This window comes from Psychrobacter sp. M4 (genome assembly GCF_055699795.1).
The window spans coordinates 2,648,379-2,671,551 of the sequence record NZ_CM146740.1 but is presented as its reverse complement, the minus strand read 5'-3'; the positions used below and the strand labels follow the sequence as shown (position 1 = coordinate 2,671,551).

At 42.8% G+C, this 23,173-nt stretch carries 19 protein-coding genes; 14 read left to right on the top strand and 5 right to left on the bottom strand.

What is annotated here, in order from left to right:
* The first annotated feature begins 31 nt into the window (after positions 1-31).
* The 7 genes from ACR63N_RS11080 to ACR63N_RS11050 all read left to right on the top strand — a co-directional run bounded on the left by ACR63N_RS11080 (position 32) and on the right by ACR63N_RS11050 (position 9,882).
* A complete protein-coding gene (locus ACR63N_RS11080) occupies positions 32-1,285 on the top strand; it encodes an FAD-dependent monooxygenase (RefSeq protein ID WP_472782029.1) in 1,254 nt (417 codons plus the stop codon).
* Between the two features lie 30 nt (positions 1,286-1,315).
* Positions 1,316-2,038 (top strand): OmpA family protein, encoded by a 723-nt coding sequence (locus tag ACR63N_RS11075; protein WP_472782028.1) that lies wholly within the window; start codon positions 1,316-1,318, stop codon positions 2,036-2,038.
* Positions 2,039-2,233: 195 nt separating this feature from the next.
* On the top strand, positions 2,234-3,736 hold the full coding sequence (betB, locus tag ACR63N_RS11070) for a betaine-aldehyde dehydrogenase (protein WP_472782027.1): 1,503 nt from the start codon (positions 2,234-2,236) through the stop codon (positions 3,734-3,736).
* Positions 3,737-3,854: 118 nt separating this feature from the next.
* Positions 3,855-5,555 carry a choline dehydrogenase gene (betA, locus tag ACR63N_RS11065; RefSeq protein WP_472782026.1) on the top strand — a complete coding sequence of 567 codons (1,701 nt, stop codon included), beginning with the start codon at positions 3,855-3,857 and terminating at the stop codon, positions 5,553-5,555.
* A gap of 218 nt (positions 5,556-5,773) precedes the next feature.
* A complete protein-coding gene (gene betT / locus ACR63N_RS11060; protein ID WP_367103853.1) occupies positions 5,774-7,831 on the top strand; it encodes a choline BCCT transporter BetT in 2,058 nt (685 codons plus the stop codon).
* A 192-nt stretch (positions 7,832-8,023) separates the two neighbouring features.
* Entirely contained in the window at positions 8,024-9,205 is a 1,182-nt protein-coding gene (locus tag ACR63N_RS11055) for a hypothetical protein (protein WP_472782025.1), read from the top strand.
* A 65-nt stretch (positions 9,206-9,270) separates the two neighbouring features.
* A complete protein-coding gene (locus ACR63N_RS11050; RefSeq protein ID WP_472782024.1) occupies positions 9,271-9,882 on the top strand; it encodes an OmpA family protein in 612 nt (203 codons plus the stop codon).
* Positions 9,883-9,950: 68 nt separating this feature from the next.
* Here ACR63N_RS11050 and ACR63N_RS11045 read toward each other — a convergent pair whose 3' ends face one another.
* The 3 genes from ACR63N_RS11045 to nadA form a co-directional block, all read right to left on the bottom strand.
* The gene (locus ACR63N_RS11045) at positions 9,951-10,859 is read right to left on the bottom strand and encodes a LysO family transporter (RefSeq protein ID WP_367111718.1); all 909 of its coding nucleotides are present in this window, start codon (positions 10,857-10,859) and stop codon (positions 9,951-9,953) included.
* Between the two features lie 114 nt (positions 10,860-10,973).
* Positions 10,974-12,815, bottom strand: coding sequence for an L-aspartate oxidase (nadB, locus tag ACR63N_RS11040; RefSeq protein WP_472782023.1), 1,842 nt, complete (start codon positions 12,813-12,815; stop codon positions 10,974-10,976).
* Position 12,816: 1 nt separating this feature from the next.
* Positions 12,817-13,956: a quinolinate synthase NadA gene (nadA, locus tag ACR63N_RS11035; RefSeq protein WP_472782022.1), complete on the bottom strand. Its 1,140-nt coding sequence runs from the start codon at positions 13,954-13,956 to the stop codon at positions 12,817-12,819.
* Positions 13,957-14,279: 323 nt separating this feature from the next.
* Here nadA and ACR63N_RS11030 point away from each other — a divergent pair, with 323 nt between their 5' ends.
* The 4 genes from ACR63N_RS11030 to ACR63N_RS11015 all read left to right on the top strand — a co-directional run bounded on the left by ACR63N_RS11030 (position 14,280) and on the right by ACR63N_RS11015 (position 18,705).
* Positions 14,280-15,305, top strand: a complete 1,026-nt coding sequence (locus ACR63N_RS11030; RefSeq protein ID WP_367103861.1) for an NUDIX hydrolase — start codon at positions 14,280-14,282, stop codon at positions 15,303-15,305.
* Between the two features lie 128 nt (positions 15,306-15,433).
* A complete protein-coding gene (gene nadC, locus ACR63N_RS11025; protein WP_367109061.1) occupies positions 15,434-16,294 on the top strand; it encodes a carboxylating nicotinate-nucleotide diphosphorylase in 861 nt (286 codons plus the stop codon).
* 215 nt (positions 16,295-16,509) lie between these two features.
* Positions 16,510-17,151: a MarC family protein gene (locus tag ACR63N_RS11020; protein WP_367103863.1), complete on the top strand. Its 642-nt coding sequence runs from the start codon at positions 16,510-16,512 to the stop codon at positions 17,149-17,151.
* A 162-nt stretch (positions 17,152-17,313) separates the two neighbouring features.
* Positions 17,314-18,705, top strand: coding sequence for an NAD(P)-binding domain-containing protein (locus tag ACR63N_RS11015; protein ID WP_367103864.1), 1,392 nt, complete (start codon positions 17,314-17,316; stop codon positions 18,703-18,705).
* A 120-nt stretch (positions 18,706-18,825) separates the two neighbouring features.
* On the opposite strand, the gene ACR63N_RS11010 is transcribed toward ACR63N_RS11015, so the two are convergent.
* Positions 18,826-19,428, bottom strand: coding sequence for a LysE/ArgO family amino acid transporter (locus ACR63N_RS11010; protein ID WP_472782021.1), 603 nt, complete (start codon positions 19,426-19,428; stop codon positions 18,826-18,828).
* Positions 19,429-19,580: 152 nt separating this feature from the next.
* Between ACR63N_RS11010 and ACR63N_RS11005 the strand changes: the two genes are divergently transcribed.
* From ACR63N_RS11005 to ACR63N_RS10995, 3 genes are all read left to right on the top strand, one after another.
* On the top strand, positions 19,581-20,327 hold the full coding sequence (locus ACR63N_RS11005) for a hypothetical protein (protein WP_367103866.1): 747 nt from the start codon (positions 19,581-19,583) through the stop codon (positions 20,325-20,327).
* A 31-nt stretch (positions 20,328-20,358) separates the two neighbouring features.
* Entirely contained in the window at positions 20,359-20,982 is a 624-nt protein-coding gene (locus tag ACR63N_RS11000; protein ID WP_472782020.1) for a hypothetical protein, read from the top strand.
* Between the two features lie 84 nt (positions 20,983-21,066).
* On the top strand, positions 21,067-21,615 hold the full coding sequence (locus tag ACR63N_RS10995) for a hypothetical protein (RefSeq protein ID WP_472782019.1): 549 nt from the start codon (positions 21,067-21,069) through the stop codon (positions 21,613-21,615).
* Positions 21,616-21,739: 124 nt separating this feature from the next.
* On the opposite strand, the gene rluB is transcribed toward ACR63N_RS10995, so the two are convergent.
* Positions 21,740-22,645, bottom strand: a complete 906-nt coding sequence (gene rluB, locus ACR63N_RS10990) for a 23S rRNA pseudouridine(2605) synthase RluB (protein ID WP_472782018.1) — start codon at positions 22,643-22,645, stop codon at positions 21,740-21,742.
* Between the last annotated feature and the right edge of the window lie 528 nt (positions 22,646-23,173).

Here is a 23,173-nt window from a genome sequence, read left to right as displayed (position 1 = left end):
ACACCAGACGTTTTACATTTAGGAAGCACTTATGAAAAGTAACCATACCTTGATCATTGGTGGCGGTATCGTTGGGGCTACGCTAGCACTCAAATTAGCCCAAGCGAAAATACCAGTAACCTTAATTGATGCTGCCCCTGAGCGCGTAGCGGACGATTGGCAAAAGGTTTTAAGTCAGCGTGATGCGCGAGTTTATGCACTGAGCCTTGCTAGTATTAATCTATTAAAAGAGGTAGGCGCTTGGCAGAAAATCACGCAATCTGGACGCAAAGCAGATTATTCTCAAATGCAGGTTTGGCAATTAAACGGTAGGGGTGAGTTACTTTTTGGTGAGCAAGATAACACACACCCGCAAATGCTGGGCAGTATGGTCGAGCCTTTGGTCATTGAGCATGCACTATGGCAGCGTCTATATGAGGATGACGTTAGCGACTATTTAACCATCATCGCTGGCCAAAAGGTCACGCAAATGGACTGGTTGGGAGCGCAGCATGGCTACCGTGTGGTTTTAGAGGATGGTCAAACTATCGATGCTGCTTTATTAATTGGCGCTGATGGTCGTGGCTCCTTTGTGCGCAAGCAAGCGGGTATTAAGCTGGACACTTTAGACTATAATCAAACCGCGATTTGCTGCGCTATTCAAACGACCAAGCCGCATTTAGCTACTGCTCGCCAAGCCATGCTGCCTACCGGGACGCTGGCTTTACTGCCCCTTGCTGATATTACCGATGAGGATAAAGCCCGTCCGCAGCATTGGCAGTCAGTGGTTTGGACACTACCGCGTAATCAGGCGTTGGACTTGTTAGAAGAAGAGCCGCGCACTATCGCTGATAAACTTGCTGCTGCTAGTAACTATGAGCTAGGCGCTATAGAGCAGATCGAATCTATCGCCAGCTTCCCGTTAGCCGCGCAGCAAGCTAAAAGCTATGTCGCTGACAACTTAGTATTGATAGGCGACGCCGCGCACGGGGTACATCCACTAGCGGGACAAGGGCTTAACTTGGGTATGCTTGATGTAAAAGAGCTATTTGAGCAGTTGACTCATGACTTTGCGCGTAGTGGCGGTACGCTGTGGGGCGCGGGTCAAACACTGCGCCGCTATGAGCGTCTGCGCCGCCCGCATAATAGCCTGATGATGCATAGCTTCTCGGCGCTTAACTGGCTATTTGCAGGGGAGCTGGCACAAATGCGTCCCATCCAGCAAATACGTAGTGAGGGCATGTACCGGGTTGGTAAGATTAAGCCCTTAATGAAATTGTTTGCGAAGCAGGCGAGTGGGGTTTAATCAACACTTTTAATAAAACAAGGATAGTTTGTGAAAACTAAGTCAGGGATGACGATTGCAATTGCAGTAAGTGTTTTGATGCTTGCAGGATGTCAGCATACTCTGGTAACCCCTTCTAAAATAAACTCCACACCACAGAACATTGATAACGATATAAAACTTATTGTACCGCTACCAGATATTCCTGATTCAGATGGCGATGGGGTATTAGATCATGTTGATAACTGTCCAAAAACTCCAGTAGGTGTCATTGTAGATGATAAAGGTTGTCCGGAGCCAGTTGATCTAGCGGATACCGTTACTATGGATCTTCGAGTATTTTTTGAGCACGGTGACTATGAGTTGCAAGACAAGTTCTTACCGCAAGTAGAAATGGTCGCTAAAAAAATGTATAGCGACCCTAAGTTAATAGTTTTTTTGTCTGGTTATACCTCTTCTAAGCATGAAGATATACAAATACCTACTATGACAAATAAAGAAACAGATGAAATAAAAACGTATAATCAGCTCGGACAAAAACGTGCACAGCGAATAAAAAAGGCTTTACTTGAACAAGGTATTCCTGCGGAAAAAATCTATACGTTCGATTGCGCTGATGATATGCCGATTGCTTCAAACGATACCGAGGAGGGCGCAACAATGAACCAGCGTGTTTATGGCAGAGCACTGCCAGCAGATGATTTTTTTACAGGTACAGGGTATGGTCAATCCGATTCGTTCGATTATTATCAATCGCTTTGTCAGCAGTTTTGAGAGAGGAAGCTATAAAAAAGTAAAACTAGAAATGAAATTATTTAAGGCGCTTATAAATAAAATAGCTCCAACTTGTCAATTCAGCATAAATCAATATTTCTGCTGAAAAAGCCTTGTATAAATACTTGCTTGGAGCCACTTACCTTAAACACAAATAAAAGCCTAATACGAAAAAGACGACTCTAAGGAAAAACTATGACTGATATAAATGATCTAAAAGAGCTTATTGATTTTAATCAAACACAAACGGCTTATATTAATGGTCGATACCTTGCAGTAGATGAAAAACTGTCAACTTTTGACACTATAAATCCCGCGACTGGTAAAGTTTTAGCAACGATTCAGCAGACAACTAATGAGCAAATAGACGCCGCGGTAATAGCGGCACATAAAGGACAAAAAGTTTGGGCAGCGATGACCCCAGTTGAGCGTAGTCGTATTTTATTAAAAGCAGTGGCTATTTTGCGTGAGCGTAATGACGTATTAGCCCTCCTTGAGACCAAAGATACGGGCAAAGCTTACTCGGAAACTAAGTATGTAGATATTGTCACTGGTGCTGATGTGGTTGAGTACTACGCAGGTCTGGCATCAATGATTGAGGGGCGTCAGATTCCTCTTCGAGACACCAGCTTTGTTTATACCCGTCAAGAGCCTTTAGGTGTTGTGGCAGGTATCGGTGCTTGGAACTACCCCATTCAAATCGCTATGTGGAAAGCCGCCCCTGCCTTAGCTGCTGGAAATGCGATGATTTTTAAACCTTCGGAGGTAACTCCTTTAACAGCGTTAAAACTGGCAGAGATCTTTACCGAAGCCGGATTGCCCGATGGAGTGTTTAACGTCGTGCAAGGTAATTATGAAGTAGGCACCATGCTTACTGAGCATCCTGATATCGCTAAGGTATCGTTTACGGGCGGCGTACCGACGGGTAAAAAAGTAATGGCAAGTGCAGCCTCGTCTTCGCTTAAAGATGTGACGCTGGAGTTGGGCGGTAAGTCGCCGTTAATCATATTCGATGATGCCGATATCGATATGGCAGCTGACATTGCTATGATGGCAAACTTTTATAGTACCGGTCAAGTATGTACTAATGGTACGCGAGTATTTGTACCCAAATCTTTACAAGCTCAATTTGAGCAAGCTATCGCCAAGCGCGTCAACCGTATCAAGATAGGTGATCCTATGGATGAGAATGTCAATATGGGGCCTGTCGTAAGCTTTACCCATATGGACAGAGTGCTTGATTATATTGAGCAAGGTAAAGCCAGCAGTGCTCGATTGTTATGCGGTGGTGAACGTCTAACTACAGACGCACTTGCTGATGGTGCTTATATCGCGCCTACCGTATTTACTGATTGTAGCGACGATATGACTATTGTAAGAGAAGAGATTTTTGGTCCCGTCATGTCAATTTTGACCTATGAGACCGAAGAGGAGGTCATTGACCGTGCTAACGATACTGAGTATGGATTGGCTGCAGGGGTAGTGACGCCCGATCTTAAGCGTGCTCATCGAGTCATTGGCCGGATCGAAGCGGGTATATGTTGGTTAAATACTTGGGGCGAGTCGCCAGCGCAAATGCCGGTAGGCGGCTATAAGCAGTCAGGTATTGGCCGCGAAAATGGTATTGAAGCGCTTGAGCACTATACGCAGACTAAATCTATTCAAGTCGAGTTGGGTAAATTTGAGTCCGTATTTTAATAAGCGTTATTAAAAATACTTCTAAAGCAATAAGGGTTTCTAATTAAAATTTGTTCAATCTTCTTATCCATCTTTACTGACTCTAAGTCATTTATTCTTCCAAATTATGGAGCATTTTATGTCATCAACTACACCTGAGTATGACTATATTATCGTTGGTGCCGGGTCAGCAGGCAATGTGCTGGCCACACGTTTAACCGAAGATGCCAATATCAAAGTGTTATTGCTAGAAGCTGGTCGTCCCGATCATCGCTTAGATTTTCGTACGCAAATGCCTGCCGCACTAGCCATGCCTTTACAAGGAACCACTTATAACTGGGGCTATGAGACTGATCCTGAGCCAAATATGAATAATCGGTTGATGGACTGCGGTCGCGGCAAAGGCCTTGGCGGCTCATCTTTGATTAATGGCATGTGTTATATCCGTGGTAACGCGTTAGATTTTGATGATTGGGCCAAAATAAAAGGCTTAGAAGACTGGACATATCTGGATTGCTTACCTTATTTTAGAAAGTCGGAAAATTGCGACGCTGGAGAGAACGCTTACCATGGTGTTGGTGGACCTGTCGAGATGACCACATCAAAGCCTGGCGTCAACCCCCTGTTTCAAGCCATGATTGAGGCTGGCGTGCAAGCAGGCTATCCTCGCACCGATGATCTAAATGGTTATCAACAAGAAGGTTTTGGTCCGATGGATCGATTTGTAACACCCAACGGTCGCCGTGCCTCAACTGCTCGAGGCTATCTTGATCGCGCCAAACCGCGCAGTAATATTAATATTTTGACAGGAGCGTTAACCGACGTTATCTTATTCGATGGCAAACGTGCTGTTGGCGTTAAAGTAGAGCATCAAGGACAAACCAAGAATTTTTACGCTGCTCGAGAAATTATTGTATCCTCTGGTGCGATTGCCTCACCGCAGCTGCTACAACGCTCAGGTATCGGACCTGGTCAATGGCTCAAAGAGTTTGATATCAAAGAAGTGCTAGATTTACCGGGAGTAGGCAATAATTTGCAAGATCACTTAGAGCTTTATATGCAGTACGAGTGTATCAAGCCAGTATCGATTGCGCCTGCTAATAAATGGTGGAATAAGCCGGCTATTGGAGCTGAATGGTTATTTATGGGAACAGGTTTAGGCGCATCCAACCAGTTTGAAGGCGGCGGCTTTATTCGTACTGATGAGAAATTCACCCATCCTAATATTCAATATCATTTCTTACCACTTGCGGTTCGTTATGATGGCCGTAGTGCGATTAAATCCCATAGTTTTCAAGCACACGTTGGTTCCCTGCGTTCTCCGAGCCGAGGCCGAGTAAAGCTGACTTCACGTGATCCAAACGCACATCCTAGTATTTTATTTAACTATATGTCGCATGAGCAGGACTGGCAAGAGTTTCGCGCTGCTATGCGTATTACTCGGGAGATTATGCATCAGCCAGCGCTAGACCCATACCGGGGCCGCGCTATTTCTCCAACCGATGATCTGGTTACCGATGCGCAGCTTGATGAATACGTTCGTCAAAATGCAGAGACTGCTTATCATCCTTCTTGTACCTGTCCGATGGGTGAGCACAATGATGCCGTAGTGAATGGCGAAGGTCTCGTACATGGTATGGAGGGTCTGCGAGTGGTTGATGCTTCTATCATGCCAAACATTATCAGCGGTAACTTAAATGCCACTACTATTATGTTAGCTGAGAAAATTGCTGACAAAATAAAAGGAACGCAGTTACCTCGTTCTACTGCCGAGTATTATGTAGCGAACGGTGCGCCTTTTAGATCGAAACCGATGCGAGAGTATAATGCTGCTGTTTGATAGGTAAATATCTTTATTTACTTAAACTATATACTTTGTAGTTACGTCGTACCCGCTTGATAGTAACTCTCTTATAGACCTATAAGAGAAGGTGCTGCTAACAAAAATAGTTAATTATCTAGTCTTTGTTTATCATTGTTTCTTTACTCGATGTTGCTTTATCAAATAGCTGATATAGCAATATCGTCGAGGACTTCATTCTATTATTAAGGCCACTTATGCAAGGCTCGCCCTCAGAAAACACGACAAGTAGTACCACAAAACTTCTAAGTCTAAATAAAACGGTATTTTTAGGCTCAGCGATTATCTCTATTTTGCTTATAGTCTGGACAATTATGTTTCCAGATTACAGTGAAGCTTTACTTGGTTCTGGAATGGCTTGGGTATCAGAGAGCTTCGGTTGGTACTATATGCTTGTTGTTGCAGCATATAGTATCTTTGCTCTATTTGTTGGTTGTTCTAAATATGGTGATATTAAGCTAGGTTTAGATCACGAAAAAGCTCAGTTTCCTTTTCTAGCGTGGGCTGCGATGCTGTTTTCAGCAGGTATCGGTATTGATCTATTATTTTTTGGTGCCTCAGAGCCACTAATGCACTATCTGACCCCTCATGTTGGCCTTGAGCCTGCTAGTGCTGAGGCTATGGAACAAGCACTTGCTCAAACTTTTTTGCATTGGGGACTACACGGTTGGGGTATCTATGCATTGATCGGTATGGCTTTGGCTTATTTTGCTTATCGCAAAAACATGCCGCTTGCGTTGCGATCACCGTTAACGCCCATTTTTGGCGAGCGTTTGATTAAAGGCTGGCTCGGTGATGGCATCGATACCTTTGGGGTAGTATGTACGCTAATGGGGATTGCAACCAGTTTAGGTATCGGGGTACTGCAGGCCAATGCTGGACTCACCCATGTGTTTGGTATTGAATCGAGCAAAATGGTGCAAACCTTTATCATTGTGGGTGTCGTCGCTGCTGCTGCTATATCTGCTATGACAGGTGTTGAACGAGGCGTACGCCGTTTGTCTGAATTCAATATGTTGTCTTCGATACTGCTATTGATCGCTATATTAGTAATGGGCAATACCGTTTATTTACTTAATACTTTTACCCAGAGCATTGGCCAGTATTTCCAGACCATTATTTATAAAACATTTGATGTTTATGCTTATCAAGGAGCAGTGGGTGCTGAATGGAAATCAGGCTGGACGATATTCTTCTGGGCATGGTGGGTCGCATGGGCGCCATTTGTAGGCTTGTTTATCGCACGTATCAGTCGTGGTCGCACTTTACGTGAATTTGTATTTGGCGTAATGTTTATCCCGCTAGGCTTTATATTTGCATGGTTCTCAATTTTTGGTAATTCAGCCATATATTTAGTCGCTAACGGTGCCTCTGAGCTGGGTGAAATTGCGGTCAACGATGCGGCTATGGGTATGTTTGCTCTGTTTGAATACTATCCTTTTAGCGATATATTATCATTCGCTGGTGTGGTTATCGGTCTAGTGTTTTTTGTTACTTCAGCTGACTCAGGCGCTTTAGTATTAGCTAATCTAAGCTCAAGAGGCATGACTAACGATGCGGATGCGCCAGTGTGGCTACGCCTGTTTTGGGCCGCTGCGACAGGACTAATTACTCTGGGATTACTTTTTGCAGGTGGTTTTGCTTCATTGCAATCTGTGTCTGTAATTGCAGGCTTGCCATTTTCAGCTATCCTTGTCCTTTATATGATGTCCATGTGGAAATCACTTAAGGAAGAAGGTAATAAGCGTAAAGCCAGCACAGTAGGTACAGCGAATGTACTCGATAGTGGCAAAGGTTGGAAAGCAAGATTGCAGCGTATCGTCAGCTTTCCTGGACATAAACAAGTTGAACAGTTTTTGCAGAACGTTGTCTTGCCTGCCATGAATGAGGTTGAAGAGGAGCTAAAAGTAGGAGGACTCAATACTACTTTACAAGTTCATGATCTTGCAGATATCGAAAAACATATAGACGCGAATAAAAATCAAGACAGCTGTCAAATAGATGGTTTAAAACTACAAGTTGGTCACGGTGATAAAGATGATTTCATTTACGAGGTAAACTTAGTTAAAGCGGAGCGGCCTAACTTTACGCTTAATACTTCAAGTAAAAACGTTGAACATTACTATAGAGCGGAAGTGTTTTTAACTGATGGTTCTCAAGAGTATGATTTGGTTGGCTATACTAAAGAGCAAGTATTGGTCGATATTCTTAATCAGTATGAACGGCATATGCAATACATTCATTTGGAGCGCTAAGTAAAATTTAAGTATTAGTTCAGTAGTAAGTATGCCTTTAGTCTTGATAATATTAAACCCTTGTTGGACTATGAACCAACAGGGGTTTTTGCTATTCTTTTGAGAAACTATAATAGTCTATATGCTTATTTAAGTAGCCGTTAAAACCCCATACTTATATGGTAAAAAATAAAGAATCCAAAGGCAAAACCCATGCTCATTCCCAAATACTGGGCGCAACATAAGCAGCGCTTTGAATCTTCTACAATATCCAGTGGTAACACAAAACAAGCTACCATCAAACGTTACGGCTGGTCAGATACTAGCCAAGTTGCGGCATTAGATCACGCCAAAACGCGGGTTTTTGAGGCGCACAAGCACTGGCTAGCAGGCGAGGATATCTTGCGACGTGAGCGCAAAGAAGAATACAACGAAGGCAATGGCATTCCTATTCGCGAACAAATCTTCGCTGAACAGACTTTTCCTCAAAACGCATCAGTTTCTATAACGCAAGTTATCGTCACACGTAATAGCTACGGTGCACAGGTCGCCAACGTCGACAACATCGCCATCATTGACGTCGATAACGCAGAGTTGTTACATCACCTTTATTCTGATCATTATGATCGCCATGGCTTTATAATCACAGCTGCTAATCAAAACCAACCTATTACTAAAGGACTCGTTTGGAGCTTTGTTATCATCTTCGCTCTTATTGCCAGTATCATAGCGTGGCAAAGCTGGTCGTGGCTGTGGTTGATTGTGGTGATGGTAGCGGCAACCGCTTTTTTATGGCAAAAAGCCAGTAAAGAAGAGCAAGCGCGCCAGCAAAAGATAGACGCTGACTTAGCTTCGCTTCTATCGTTTATGACCGACTTAATGCAAAAGCGTATCGGCAATTATCCAGATGAGGCTTTTCGTCTGTATAAGACGCCAGCGGGATTTCGTATTATCGCTATTCACGATACGGTTTTACCAAGTGATCGCCTAATTGCCGAATGGTTTGAGTATTTCCATGCCGATGCTAACTACGTGCGTCTGTGTCAATCGCAGCAGTGCTTTCGCGCGCGCTTAACCTCGAAACCTTGGCGTATGACTGAGGTCACTGAGACGAATAAGCTATCTAAAAATATTCCGACCAAGGATTTTTGGTCAATGCCAATTGATGACGTTGATTCTGAGGAAAATGAGCTACGCTATGCAGAGCTTGAGGCTAGGGAGAAATGGCTGGCTGACTATGATAAGTTTGCTAAAGGCTATAAGGCTTGCCGTTATGTAGAGAGTTTTGATGGTAGAGAGGTTAGCGATAGTAAACCCGCGCCAGACGCTATTGGGGAGTTTGTTGATTGGCATGATAGGGTTTGTCAGGTGGATAAAGATTTACCGTTGGCTTAATTGTTAAATCTAATATATTATTAAAATAATGTTTGTTAATTACTAATAATATTTGTGAGACGGTTATGGTTATTAGATTTTCAATGTGTTTAGCCATAGCAACTGTTGCTTTAGCAGGCTGTCAGACCTTGCCAACCTCGTCATCTCAATCAGAATCTGCGCTTAAAAGCTTTAAAAACTATGGTAATGAAAGTGTTGTTACAATGGCTCTACCTACTCCAGATTCAGATGGCGATGGCGTACTTGATGATATAGACGAGTGTCCAGCCACGCCTATGAACGTGAAGATAGATGAAAGGGGCTGTCCGCATTCCTTACTTTTCGCTGAAAATGAATTTATGATGGAAGCTAGAGCATACTATGATGAGAATAGTAGTGAAATAAAAAGCGAGTATTACGAACAGTTGGATAACGCTGGTAAAAAGATGCAAGATCATTTAGATGCTGTCATGCTAGTTGAAGGGCATATATCAAAGAACGAAGACAATAGCGCCAACCAAACATTATCAAGGTATCGGGTGGAAGGTATCAAAAACTATGTGATCATGAAGTATAATATTGACCCTGATCGTATCAAAACTTTTTATTATGGTTCAGATCGTCCGATTGCGCCAAATGATGCAGAAAACAGTTGGTTAAACCAGCGTATCTATGCGCTTATTAGCAATGTTGAGTAGGGTCTTAAACGTTTGAATAATTATAAATAAACACATCAACGCGAATTAAAAACCAAAATTATTTATCCTTACCAAGCCGAAAACACCACCATTAACACCGGCGACACAATATTAATAATAAAACCAAAGCTAATCGCTAAAGGTATCACTTTAAGCCCACCAGATTGTTGAATAATAGGTAAGGTAAAATCTAGGCTGGTCGCGCCGCCAAGCCCAACCGCCGCCGAGGGATATTTACGCATAAATACGGGGATAAATATCAGCGCGAAAAACTCACGAATCAAGTCGTTAAATAATGCCACACTGCCCCAAATCGCCCCATAAGCATCGGTCATCACGATAGCGGATAGCGAATACCAGCCAAACCCAGAGGCAAGCGCCAAGCCTTTTGTCCACGATACCTCAGTAAATAATAGCGCAAAAAGTAACCCGCCTACTAGCACTGCTAAGGTAAAGATGATACTAATCTCCACTCCGCGCTGATTGAGCAGCACCTCCCTTAGGGTAATTCCTGAGCCTTTGAGTCCAATACCAACCAGTAGTATCAAGATCATCAGTAGAACAGTCATGGTATTCTCAGGTGGCATGTAGCTCTCCGGTAAGAAATAACCGATGATCATGCCAATCACCACACAAAATACTTGCGCCAGACTACCGCGAATACTGACCCGATGCTCTTTGGATTTGGCCGTTGACTTTTTGACTTGCCATGGACGCCAGTGATCGAAAATCATTAATCCAACTAAACCTGTGCCGATAGTCAATATCGACAGTACCGCAACATATAGCGCAATCTCGCCCAGTTGACTGCCAAGCCCTTCGACTTGCGACAGCTCAATACCGATAAGCGTTAAAATGATAAATACTAAATAAGATAAGCCCTTATCTGCAAGGATAGTCATCCTCCGATGCGAGGGAATGGCAAAGCCAATAAACATCGGCGTAAGTACCAAAACGAGGGTAATGAGGCTTTGCATAGTGGACAGGCTCGTAACAATTTTGACAAGCCGGAGATTGTATCATATCAGTACTTAAAAGCTGGAATAGCGTTGCAAATTTCGGCCCTAATGAGGGGTTTTATAGCGGTTGTTTTAGCTGGCTGCTTTTCGAGTACTCTTCTTAGAATGTTCTACTATAGTTTGTAGAGGGCTATCTTTTAGCTTAATACCTTCTTTTGATAGCGGCTCAATAATACTAATTCTTGGTTTATCTGCTAAATTAGGGTAGTCCGCTCGGTAGTGTCCACCGCGACTCTCACAGCGCTGATAAGCGGACTGGATAATCAGGCAAGCCAACCTTAATTGCCGGTTAAGTCGAAAGTACGCCAGCTTGTCTGTTTTGTTTGAGGATGTTTGAGTGTCTAAATTATCTATTTTAAGTTGCCACTCTTGTAGTTGTGCTAGCGCCTGCTTTAGTTGCTTAGCACTACGTACAACCCCCAGATGGTTGGTCATTAACGATTTTAATTGAGCGGTTATTTTATCGATATTAATAAGAGTAACGGTATTGATGTAAGAAGTGTCATTGGTCATGACGCGGCCAGTAAAATTAGAAGATGCTAAATGTACAATCTGAGTATCCGTTAAAGTAGGAGTTATCCAAGTGTTAGTTGCTAAATAATGCGGTACATGCGCTGCGATATTGCGACCAACTACTACGCATTCTAGCAGTGAATTGCTTGCCAATCGGTTAGCGCCATGGAGACCAGTATAAGCAACCTCGCCAGCTGCATACAATCCTTGCACATCAGTTAAACCATTGGCGCAAGTGACTACGCCGCCGCAGCTATAATGTGCGGTAGGCGCAACTGGAATAGCGTCTGTGGTGATATCAATGCCAAGTGCTAATAGCGTCTGATAAATTTGTGGAAAGTGAGCGGTTATAAAGGTGCTTGGCATGTGGCTGACATCAAGATGCACATAACCAAGACCATTATTACTGATTTGCTTAGCAATGGCGCGGGCCACGATATCTCTTGGAGCGAGTTCGGCACGCGCGTCTATGCCCAACATAAAGCGATTGCCCGTCAAAGGACAATAGAGCCGTCCACCTTCACCGCGCAGGGCTTCGGAGATCAAAAAACTACTGTCATTTAAAGCCAATCCGGTTGGGTGAAACTGGATAAATTCTAAATTAGCTAAGCGGCATCCTGCTTGCCAAGCCATCATCACCCCATCACCGATGCAAACATCAGGCGCGCTGGCACGCTGAAACATCTTACCCAAACCGCCACTAGCAAGCACAACTGTTCGACTATAAATAGACAATTGACGCTGACTAGTATGGTCAAAAACGATTGCGCCTTGGCATTGTTTATCACTATTAGCGTTTTTTACTTTATCGTTGTTATTGGCTAAGTCGGTGTCGCTAGAGGTTGAGGTTAAGGTTAATAAGCTGAGCGCTTCATAAAACGGCAAAATAGTAATATTGTTGGCCGCTTTCGTCTTTTTGATTAAAGCGTTCATAATATGTCGACCAGTGGCGTCATCAGCGTGCGCGACTCGGCGGTGACCATGACCGCCTTCTTGGGTCAGATGTAGGCTATCAAGGTTTAATGTAGCTTGAGCTGACTTTGGAATAGGCTTTTGTGCTACAGCTTGAGTAAAAGGTACGCCTTGCTCGCACAGCCACTGTACGGCTTGTTGTCCAGCGCTCAAAATAGTATTAGTGTTGTTAGCAGCACAAAGTCCTGCGCCAGCGATAAGCGTATCATCCACATGATCAGTGACGCTATCATCTTTAGCTAAGCTTGCCGCGATACCGCCCTGCGCGTAGTAGCTAGAGCCACTCTCAAGCGCGGCTTTACTTAAGATAATAATATTTAATGACTTAGGCAGTGACAGCGCAGTACTGAGTCCAGCAAGACCTGCACCGATAATCAAGACATCCGTCTTTACAATATTCGTTTGCATAGCGCTAGCAAGTGCTGTCATCTTACGCGGCTCCAACATTGGCAAATAACGCGCGATCTTTGACAATATCACCGCTAGCAGTTACGCGCTGCTGTTGCAATTCAGCAAAATCAAGCATCCGTTGTAGAGGTTTTTTAGCCGCAGCTGCCAGCTCTGGCGTCATGGTTACCTCGCCAGTTTTATGCATCAAGCACTGTTCAATACCTTGAAGCCCATTCATCGCCATCCATGGACAAAACGCACAGCTCTTACAACTGGCGCTCTCACCAGCAGTAGGCGCGGCCAAAAAGCGTTTATAAGGTGAGCGTTTTTGCATCTCATGCAAGATACCTAAGTCGGTGGCGACAATAAAAGTATCGGCATCCATCTCATAGGTGGATTTGAGGAGCTTGCTAGTTGAGCCGACGACATCAGCAAGCGCAATCACGCTGTCAGGCGACTCAGGATGGACGAGTACTTTGGCATCAGGATGCTCGGCTTTTAATTGCTCAAGCTCTGTGGCTTTAAACTCGTTATGTACCAAGCATGACCCTTGCCACAGCAGCATATCCGCGCCAGTTTCACGGGCAATATAGTTGCCCAAATGTCGATCAGGACCCCAAATGATTGGCTCGCCTTGTGCATGCAAATGGCGGATAATATCGATACCCACTGACGAGGTTACTACCCAATCAGCACGTGCCTTCACTGCCGCGCTAGTATTGGCATAAACTACCACGGTACGCTCAGGATGCGCATCACAAAAGGCAGAAAATTCATCAGCAGGGCAGCCCAAATCGAGCGAACATTCGGCCTCTAAATCAGGCATCAACACTGTTTTCTCCCTACTAAGTATCTTGGCCGACTCGCCCATAAAGCGTACGCCTGCGACCACTAAGGTTTGGGCGCTATGCGCTTGACCAAAGCGTGCCATCTCAAGCGAATCACCAACACAACCACCAGTTGTCAATGCCAAATCTTGGATAAAAGGATCGACATAGTAATGGGCGACCAGCACCGCATTATTATCTTCTAGTAATTGTTTGATATTGGCTTCGATAACGCTGCGCTCAGTGCGAGTTAAGTCTTTTGGCATTCTAGCTTTGGCATGCTCGATATTAAGAGTGGCAACACGGCTGCTATCAGAGCTCAATATTGGCGCGTCATAGGGATAAGTGTTCATGGCTGCAAGCCTCCGTGCAATAATGCTAGTGAATATGTAAACAAGTAATTGATATAAAAAACTGTAGCTAGTTAATAAAGTAACTCTAATTATGCTCATTTTGAGCATAATTACAAGAAGTTTTTGATTTTTTTATTTATTCAAAGACGTTGTCTATCTCAAGTTAAAGAAGCAAAAAAATATAAATTACATCCAGTAGCTACGATAAAACGTGAACCGCGTTATACTAAGTTCTATTAACTAAGGCTTTATCAACTCAGGTTTTATTAACTGAGTCTTATCAAACATGATTTGTAAAAAACGAAGGATAATACTAAAGAACTATGAGCTTGTCTTATTCACATGCGCATCAACAAGGTAGTGGCACAACCGAGGTGGTCGCTGTATTGGTTGCTATCACTGATCATAACGCACGAGTATTAACGGTCGATCAAGGTAAATTACTACCCAATGGACCACTCATGCCACTGCATCGCTCGTTGCAGGCGGGCGTCCGCCAGTGGGTGGAGGAACAAACCGAGCAGCCGCTTGGATATATTGAGCAGCTTTATACTTTTGTCGATACCAATAGGCGCAACGTTGATGGTCATGCGCTAGTTTATGTTAGCTATTTGGGATTAGTGCAAGAGGAGCAAACTCAAGAGCTGCAAACTAAAGCGTTGTGGCGTGATTGGTATGATTATTTTCCATGGGAGAATCATTTAGATGGTATGCCAAGTACCATTACTGATTTTATCGTCCCTGCTTTATTTGACTGGGCGGATAGCTCGGCAGATGAGATGATGCAGCAACGCCGTCGACAGCGTATTCGTTTATGCTGGGGAATAAACAAGGTTGCTATTGGAAATAATGCTAACAATACGTTAGAAAATAAAAATACTAAAAAAGGTAAAAAGCATCATTATGAATGGGTCGCTGAGCATGCGCTGCTGCGCTATGAGATGCTCTATGAAGCAGAATTAATTCCAGAAGCGCCTAATTATCAGCCTAATAAGCTTCCCAAGCATTGGGGACAGGTAATAGGCATACCGATGTATTATGATCATCGCCGCGTAATCGCTACTGCCATATCCAGACTACGCGCCAAGATTGAATATCGACCGCTTATCTTTGGTCTTATGCCGGATACTTTTACCTTATCACAGTTACAGCGAAGTATTGAGGCGCTCTCAGGAGGGCGCTTGCATAAACAGAATTTCCGCCGGTTGCTCGATTCGCAGAATTTGGTCATGGAGACGGGAGAAAGTAGTAGTGCTCAACGAGGTCGTCCTGCCAAATTATATCGTTTCTGTCATGATATCGAGCTACAAAGCCTGCTTATGGATAGCAAGTTGCCTAAAAGCAGATAATCTTATACTCATAAATAGCCCCTTATATTAAGTGAGAACAAATCTTGCTAGTCGTTAAACTTTACGTTATATTTATGCTCGTTTTGAGTTTAATTAAACCAAAAGATCTTTAACAGAGGCAAAAACAAATGAGCGTACGCATAGAGCCGGCGATAGATGAAGTACTATTAAAACCTTTAGTAGAAACAGCATTAGTAGAAGATTTGGGTAGGCGTGGTGATGTCACCTCGCAAGCGACCATTCCAGCAGATAGACAGGCGCAGTTACAGATTAGAGCTAGGCAAGACGGAGTCATTTGTGGCATGGATCTAGCGCGTTTATCTTTTGCTATAATTGATAAGCAAATTGAATTTATTGCTCAAATAAGTGATGGCGAGTACGTCACAGCCAATACTGTACTAGCAACGGTGCGCGGTAATGCGCGCCATCTATTGACCGCCGAGCGTACGGCGCTGAATTTTATGACTCATCTGAGCGGTATTGCAACGGCTACGCGTGAGATCGTCGATAGTGTGGCAGATTTTTCTGCACAAGTCACTTGTACTCGTAAGACTATTCCAGGCTTACGTATCGTCCAAAAGTACGCGGTACGCTGCGGCGGTGGACGCAATCATCGCTTAGGCCTCGATGATGCAATCTTAATTAAAGACAATCATATTGCTATTGCTGGCGACATTGAAGCGGCTATCAAACAAGCAAAGGATTTTGCCGGACATCTGATTCCGATTGAAGTTGAAGTAGATACGCTAGAGCAGTTAAAGCAAGCTTTAGACGCTGGCGCAAATCTGGTGTTATTAGACAATATGTCGCCTGAAACACTCACACAGGCAGTCGCTATGTGTAAAGGTCGTGCCAAAACTGAAGCCTCGGGCGGGATTACTCCACAGACAGTACAAACAGTTGCAGAAACTGGCGTTGATTTTATTGCTATGGGTTATTTGACCCACAGTACAACGGCACTGGATATTGGACTTGATTTTAATGCTTGAGGTTTATAGGTGCCAGTTTTATAAGTCTTAAATAATATAAATCAGATTAAAGTTTCATTCGTAGAGCACTATTAAAAATCGGATGAAGTTAATGATTTAATTGACTTATCTACCTATGCTACAATGCTGCTATTAATTGCCTACATGGTCATCGTTGCACTCGCGCGATGGCCTTATTTTTTGCTAGATTTTGACGACCAACAAGCGAGCGCTCAGTGAACACTGAAATTATTAAAATTATCTTAGCCTTTGTGGTGTTGATCAATCCCTTTAGTGCTTTGACGCTGTTTTTAGATTTGACTCGCGGCTACTCGATGATCGATCGACGTAAAGTTGCGCGCATAGCCTGCCTAACTATTTTTATTACCATCAGCTTTTTTACCGTAGCTGGTGAAGTATTACTAAAAGCTTTAGGTATTTCAATCGGCTCGTTTCAGCTAGCAGGGGGCATATTAGTGTTTTTGATTGCGCTTAATATGATGAACGGGGAGGGCAACCCTGTTAAGCCGGATCAAGAAAACTTCGACGTTGAATATGATAAATATGCGCCGCCAAGTACCGCCTCGGCAGTAGTGCCTTTAGCCATTCCTATGATGATAGGACCTGGCGGCATCTCAACGGTAATTATTTATTCTTCACAAGTTTCAGGCATACTGCGTGTGTCCGCCGTTATTATCGCCGGATTGTTAATCAGCCTTTTTTGTTATTTGGCTTTGATGGCTGCAGGTCGTATTAGCCGTGTATTGGGTGATACTGGTCTTAATATCATGAGTCGAATCATGGGTATGCTACTTGCTGCCGTTTCCATTGAAATTATTGTTAGTGGTTTACGTACTTTATTTCCCAATTTAATATAACGCCAATGCTTTAATTTAAAAAACACACTTATAATTTTTTGTAGTAAAAACAGGTTGTTTATAGTAAATAATTGTTTACTAATGACTAGTAATGTCATCTTTTAATGTCGGCCATAAAAATATGTTATGATAGCTTCTCACTATTTTTAACAGGAGTTGACTTTGAGTAAGACAAGAATTGCTATTTTAGGTGCAGGTCCAAGCGGTCTAGCACAATTGCGCGCTTTTGAAGCCGCACGTTTAGCTGGTGTCAAAGATTTGCCTGAAATAGTTTGTTATGAAAAACAAAATGCCATCGGTGGCATGTGGAATTATAGCTGGCGTACAGGTTTAGATAGAAACGGTGAGCCTGTGCACGGTAGTATGTATCGCTACTTATGGTCAAATGGCCCCAAAGAGTGCTTAGAGTTTGCAGATTACTCTTTTGAAGAGCATTTTGGTGAGCCTATCCCTTCTTACCCGCCTCGTGAAGTGTTGAAAGATTACATCATGGGTCGCATCGATAAGCAGGATATTAATAAATACATTCGCTTCGAATGCCCAGTGCGTTGGGTATCTTTTGATGATGAAACCCAAAAGTTCACCGTTACGGTCATGAATCATAAAAGCGGTGAGCAAGAAGTTGAAGAGTTTGATTATGTGGTAGTGGCAACTGGTCACTTCTCAACGCCAAACATGCCTTATTTTGAAGGGTTAGAGGCGTTTCCAGGTCGCATTTTGCACGCTCATGACTTCCGTGATGCTCTAGAATTTAAAGATAAAGACATCTTGCTGGTCGGTAGCAGTTACTCAGCTGAGGACATTGGTACGCAGTGTTATAAGTATGGCACCAAGTCCGTGACGATCAGTTATCGTACGCAAGCACTGGGTTATGATTGGCCAGAAGGTATCAAAGAGGTGCCATTAGTTACTCATTTTGAAGACGATGTGGCGCACTTCGCTGACGGTACCAGTCAAAGCTTTGACGCTATCATCATGTGTACCGGTTATCTATTCCATTTTCCGTTCTTGCCTGATGAGCTGCGGTTGCAAACGCATAACTGCTTATATCCTGCAAACTTGTACAAAGGTATTTTTTGGCAACCCAATCCAAAGCTTATCTATTTAGGTATGCAAGATCAGTACTTTACCTTTAATATGTTTGATGCTCAGGCTTGGTATGCACGCGATGTGATGATAGGTGATATCGAATTGCCCGATTTAGAGACGCGTCAAGAAGATGAAGCAAAGTGGCTTGCAACTTATGACAAGACGATAACGGTCAGTGACTCAATTGACTTTCAAGCCAATTATATTCGTGATCTAACTAACGCAACGGATTACCCAGAGTTCGCTGTTGAAAAGCAAGGTGATATCTTAAAGCAGTGGCAAAAAGATAAAGTTGCCAATATTATGGGCTTTAGAGAAAAAGCTTATCGCTCTACCTTGACAGGTACTCTAGCGCCTGAGCTACCAGAGCCTTGGCTTGATATCACTGATGATTCGCTTGAGCACTTTTTGAATCTGACTTTTGTGAAACCTAAAAATCAGAAAAATCACAAAAAGGCTTCATAAATAATCAGAATTTTTAGAGATATTTTTCTAATACCGATAATAAGGTTCATTTAAACCAAACATGATCAATTGATGATGTTTGGTTTTTTTATTGCTCAATTTTTAATTCAGCTTTGGTACTTAGCTTTGGTATAAGTGCCATGCCAAATATAGCATTAATATACCTACTAAAGCGTCAAGTATGTTCCATGCCTTTGGTTTAGTAAACAGCGGCTTTAGTAATTGCGCGCCATACCCCAAGGCGAAGAAAAACACAAATGAGGCACTGATGGCACCGCTAGCAAATACTAATTTACTACTGGCTCCGGTTGAAACCATGCCCACTAGTACCAAGGTATCTAGATAGACATGAGGATTGAGCCAAGTAAAGCCAAAACATAGTAGAAGTGCTCTTTTTAAGCTCGTGACCACTTGTCCTTGAGTACTGAGAGCGTGTGATAGACGCACACTAGCATACAAACTTTGCAGTCCATAACCTAACAAAAAAACCACGCCTACAAGCTTAGCGATATCTACCACTTGCGGGTAGCGCGCAGTGACAGTACCAAATCCAGCTACGCCTGCAGATATAAGTAGAGCGTCACTGACTGCGCAAAACAGACAAATAAAGAACAGGTGCTCGCGTCTCAGTCCTTGTTTGAGTACAAAAGCATTCTGGGAGCCAATCGCAATAATCAAAGATAAGCCTAACAAAAAGCCAGAAAAATAATCGGTACTATTCATAGCGTTTGCTCGTTGTTAAGACTAAGTTTTTAAGACTAAAACGTTGACGTTTGCTTACTGGCAGCATAGCGAAAAACTGTTAAGATACGTTATTAAACCAGTGCATGCAATACAAAAAATATTTGGGAAATAAGCGAGGAGCACAGTAGGTCATGGCCATAAGTTTGACAAGAATGCTACAGTCTTTTGGGCAGGCTCAAGATGATCTACCGACCATAGCAGCTACTAACGCCCAACGGCGAGTGAGCAGTCAAAGTCTAGAGGATAACGTTGTTGAAGATACTGAGAGTAGCAATGAAACCTCTACGCTCACAGCGCCTGAACGTGTAAATCGTCTTTGTCAGGCATTAGCACAGGTGAATGATTCGCATTCGCCAACGCCGCTGACGGATCGCTATTTGACCAATAAAGCGCAGATGCGCTCGCCTAATCGCCCTCCCTTTGATCCTAATACCTTATGGTATCTTAAACATGGACATTGCCCTATTATGACTGAGCTTGTTGATGTAGTTGATGAGGCCACCCTAAACGCTATGCCCATCGAAGCCGTGGCGGTCTTAGACCGGATTAATGGTAAGCTAAAACGCTATCGTGATTGGAGTCAAGAGCTCAATGAGCAACAGCAGCAACAGCATAACGAACGTCAGTTTGTTATCGATAAGCTAGTGACTGAAAGTATTCCTGAAGCCATACATCATTATGAGCAGCTGCTACGCTTTAGTCCGCATAGAACCAAAAATAATACGGTACAAGGCAGTATGACGGCAGGGGATATGCTAACGGATCTTTTTCTAGAGGTGGATTACGAGCTAGATGAGTTGTTAGATGAGCTGCATCAAACGGTCCTAAACCGTTTAGCATCGACGCATCGCTATGTTAAAAGTCGTACGCAGAACTGATATAGATATAAAATTAAACAGGGATAATCCAATGACTCAAATGACGGCAATGTTCATAATGTTCGTGTTGTACGGGGTGTTGCCAGCAGCTGGATTGTATCTGGGTTATCGTGGTATTAAAAAAGTCACGGCACCCAAAATGCTTGAGTATGAAGCGATGCCGCAGCTGGGTTATATTCCTGAAAAAAGCCTCCCGGTAGAGGTTAAAACAGCACTTGAAGAGATTAACCAAAAAGGCGAGAAACTGCGCGTTATTTACGGTGATACCAACAATGATGGTAAGATTGATGACACCGATACGGTCAATGAAACTTATATTATGATTCAAAACCTAATGGACAAACATATTCCGCAAGCCGTTGCTGATTATCGCCGTTTACATGATTTAGATGGTGCACGCGCAGATAATACCAAGATTAAACACTCAGACGTTACCGGAAAAGAGGCTTTGCTAGAAGTGCTTAGCACTATTAACACTCAGTTTGATGACCTGCTATCTGCCTCCTACCATCAAGATGGACAAAAACTATTGGTAACTAAGCGTTATTTACAGCAGCGCTTCGATAATCCTGACGCCACTCTCCGAGCCCATCAATCTGTAGATACTGATATCGATGTTAATAGTAGTAAAATTACCAACGATAAACATATTTGATAGATATGAAACTGAATATAAGCTTTCTTTGAAGAATTATAGATTTAAAAAGTCATAGAGAAGCAAGTAGCTAGGTAGATAGGCATGAGTATATTAATAGGGGTAGGAGTGGTTGGTACAGTTGCTATCCTTTATTTGGGCAAAAAAGGCTGGCATGCTTTGCACAATGCAGTCGGTATTACCCCAGGTATACTCACCTATCAAGATCCTCATGCGCCTCTATCATTAGCCAATATAAAATGGCAACAGTTGAAACTAGATACTGAATACTTAAAGAGCTTATCGGATATACAGCTGCGTCAGCTACAACGTATTGATGAAAAGATAGCGATTTATAGTCAGCACCAGCAGAGTCTAGATGCGCAAAATAGAACATTGGCGGTGGATGAGTCGCAAGTCGTATTACAAAGACTACTGTATACACGCTTACCAGAGATGCTAGCCAGTTATCATCATCTAGGAAAAACTGGAGCTAATCATGCTAGTTTAGATACACAAACTAAAGCCAAAAGTATTTTGCAAGAAGGTCTAGATAATATTGAAAAACGTTTAGATAAAGCTTTAGAGGCCATGGAAAATCGGCATTTACAAGATTTACAGGTCATGAGGCGCTATTTAGATGATCGTGATTAACGATTAACTAAGCTGATGTATTATAAAAAAAGCAGCCAGTGATATATATATATCACTGGCTGCTTTTTTTGTTTTTATACAGCTAGTAAGCAGTAAGCAGTAAGCAGTAAGCATAGTATACTTGCTAGCTGTTGCGATCACGAGTATTACGCGTACCGCGGCTTGGTTTTACACTACTATTAGATGATGTATCACGACGTTTACTATCACTACGACGCGCTTTGAGAGGTTTATCTTTGATCCGCTCTTGCTTACGCTTAGCAGCGCCATGAAGACCAGTACCGTAGCGCGGACGCAGACTAACTAAGTCAGTTAATGTATTGATGTCTTTTTTATCAAGCTCTATAAAACGGCCAGTACGTAGCTCTTTTGGTAGAGCAATGCTGCCATAACGTGTTCGCAATAAACGGCTGACCTTGAGACCTTGGGACTCAAATAAACGACGTACTTCGCGGTTACGGCCTTCTTTGAGCTTCACATGATACCATTTGTTGACACCTTCACCGCCACCTTCTTTAATGTCTTCAAATTGTGCCATTCCATCTTCTAACATGACTCCAGCGGTTAGCGTACGTGCGATATCTGGTGTCACTTCACCTAAAACTCTTACTGCATATTCGCGAGTAATCTCATTGGAGGGATGCATCAAGCGATGTGCCATCTCCCCATCGTTGGTAAACAATAAAAGTCCAGTTGAATTGATATCTAAGCGTCCAACCATTACCCAGCGGTCATGGGTTAATTTAGGCAAGCGCTCAAATACTGTAGGGCGACCTTCTGGGTCATTGGCAGAGCATACTTCACCCTCAGGCTTATAATAAGCCAGTACACGGCGGCGCTTTTCGTTCTCAGCGGTATATTTAATCAAACGACCATCTACACGAATCTCGTCACCTGGTTCGACACGATCACCGATAGTAGCAGGACGGTTATTGACAGAAACACGTCCTGACTTAATAACTTCTTCCATTTGTCGACGAGAACCTAAGCCCATACGAGCCAGCGCCTTTTGTAGTTTTTCATCTTTCATAACGGTAACCTTAATCCTTGAGTCGGTTTGGGTTTACATTTCGCAATGTATTGCTAGGTTACTAGCATTAAATAAGTTGCCCGGTATATTCTACGCTATTTTAATGAGCTTGACAGATAGATTAGCGCTTTTGCTGTATATAGATGTCTATATAATGCAGTTATCCAGATATTTCTGCTAACAGTTACTTTTCTATAAATTTTATCTGATTATGCTTATTAATTCTGTTAAACCATCTTAAGTAACATTTTCTTAACAAATCTATTAATCGTTTTTTGTGACACAAATATTCATTATTGAGATTTTATGTCGTTAATCGTTTATACCTGTAATATTGCGTTTATACTTAATTGACTAAAACTTATAAAAAAAATACCATAATTTATTCCGTTAAAGAGAATATAGGTGCCGTTCATACTGTTTTTTAGTATTTTTGTTTTTCTTATCTTCTGTCGATTGTTACAATGCCAATTGATGATGAGGGTAGTTAAATTTTAGTTTCTGTATATATTTTACGCAACAATTGGT

Coding starts and splice junctions, on each gene's coding strand:
- ACR63N_RS11080 (WP_472782029.1), top strand. CDS start 32: ATGAAAAGTAACCATACCTTGATCATTGGTGGCGGTATCGTTGGGGCT.
- betB (WP_472782027.1), top strand. CDS start 2,234: ATGACTGATATAAATGATCTAAAAGAGCTTATTGATTTTAATCAAACA.
- betA (WP_472782026.1), top strand. CDS start 3,855: ATGTCATCAACTACACCTGAGTATGACTATATTATCGTTGGTGCCGGG.
- betT (WP_367103853.1), top strand. CDS start 5,774: ATGCAAGGCTCGCCCTCAGAAAACACGACAAGTAGTACCACAAAACTT.
- ACR63N_RS11055 (WP_472782025.1), top strand. CDS start 8,024: ATGCTCATTCCCAAATACTGGGCGCAACATAAGCAGCGCTTTGAATCT.
- ACR63N_RS11050 (WP_472782024.1), top strand. CDS start 9,271: ATGGTTATTAGATTTTCAATGTGTTTAGCCATAGCAACTGTTGCTTTA.
- ACR63N_RS11045 (WP_367111718.1), bottom strand. CDS start 10,859: ATGCAAAGCCTCATTACCCTCGTTTTGGTACTTACGCCGATGTTTATT.
- nadB (WP_472782023.1), bottom strand. CDS start 12,815: ATGACAGCACTTGCTAGCGCTATGCAAACGAATATTGTAAAGACGGAT.
- nadA (WP_472782022.1), bottom strand. CDS start 13,956: ATGAACACTTATCCCTATGACGCGCCAATATTGAGCTCTGATAGCAGC.
- ACR63N_RS11030 (WP_367103861.1), top strand. CDS start 14,280: ATGAGCTTGTCTTATTCACATGCGCATCAACAAGGTAGTGGCACAACC.
- nadC (WP_367109061.1), top strand. CDS start 15,434: ATGAGCGTACGCATAGAGCCGGCGATAGATGAAGTACTATTAAAACCT.
- ACR63N_RS11010 (WP_472782021.1), bottom strand. CDS start 19,428: ATGAATAGTACCGATTATTTTTCTGGCTTTTTGTTAGGCTTATCTTTG.
- ACR63N_RS11005 (WP_367103866.1), top strand. CDS start 19,581: ATGGCCATAAGTTTGACAAGAATGCTACAGTCTTTTGGGCAGGCTCAA.
- ACR63N_RS11000 (WP_472782020.1), top strand. CDS start 20,359: ATGACTCAAATGACGGCAATGTTCATAATGTTCGTGTTGTACGGGGTG.
- ACR63N_RS10995 (WP_472782019.1), top strand. CDS start 21,067: ATGAGTATATTAATAGGGGTAGGAGTGGTTGGTACAGTTGCTATCCTT.
- rluB (WP_472782018.1), bottom strand. CDS start 22,645: ATGAAAGATGAAAAACTACAAAAGGCGCTGGCTCGTATGGGCTTAGGT.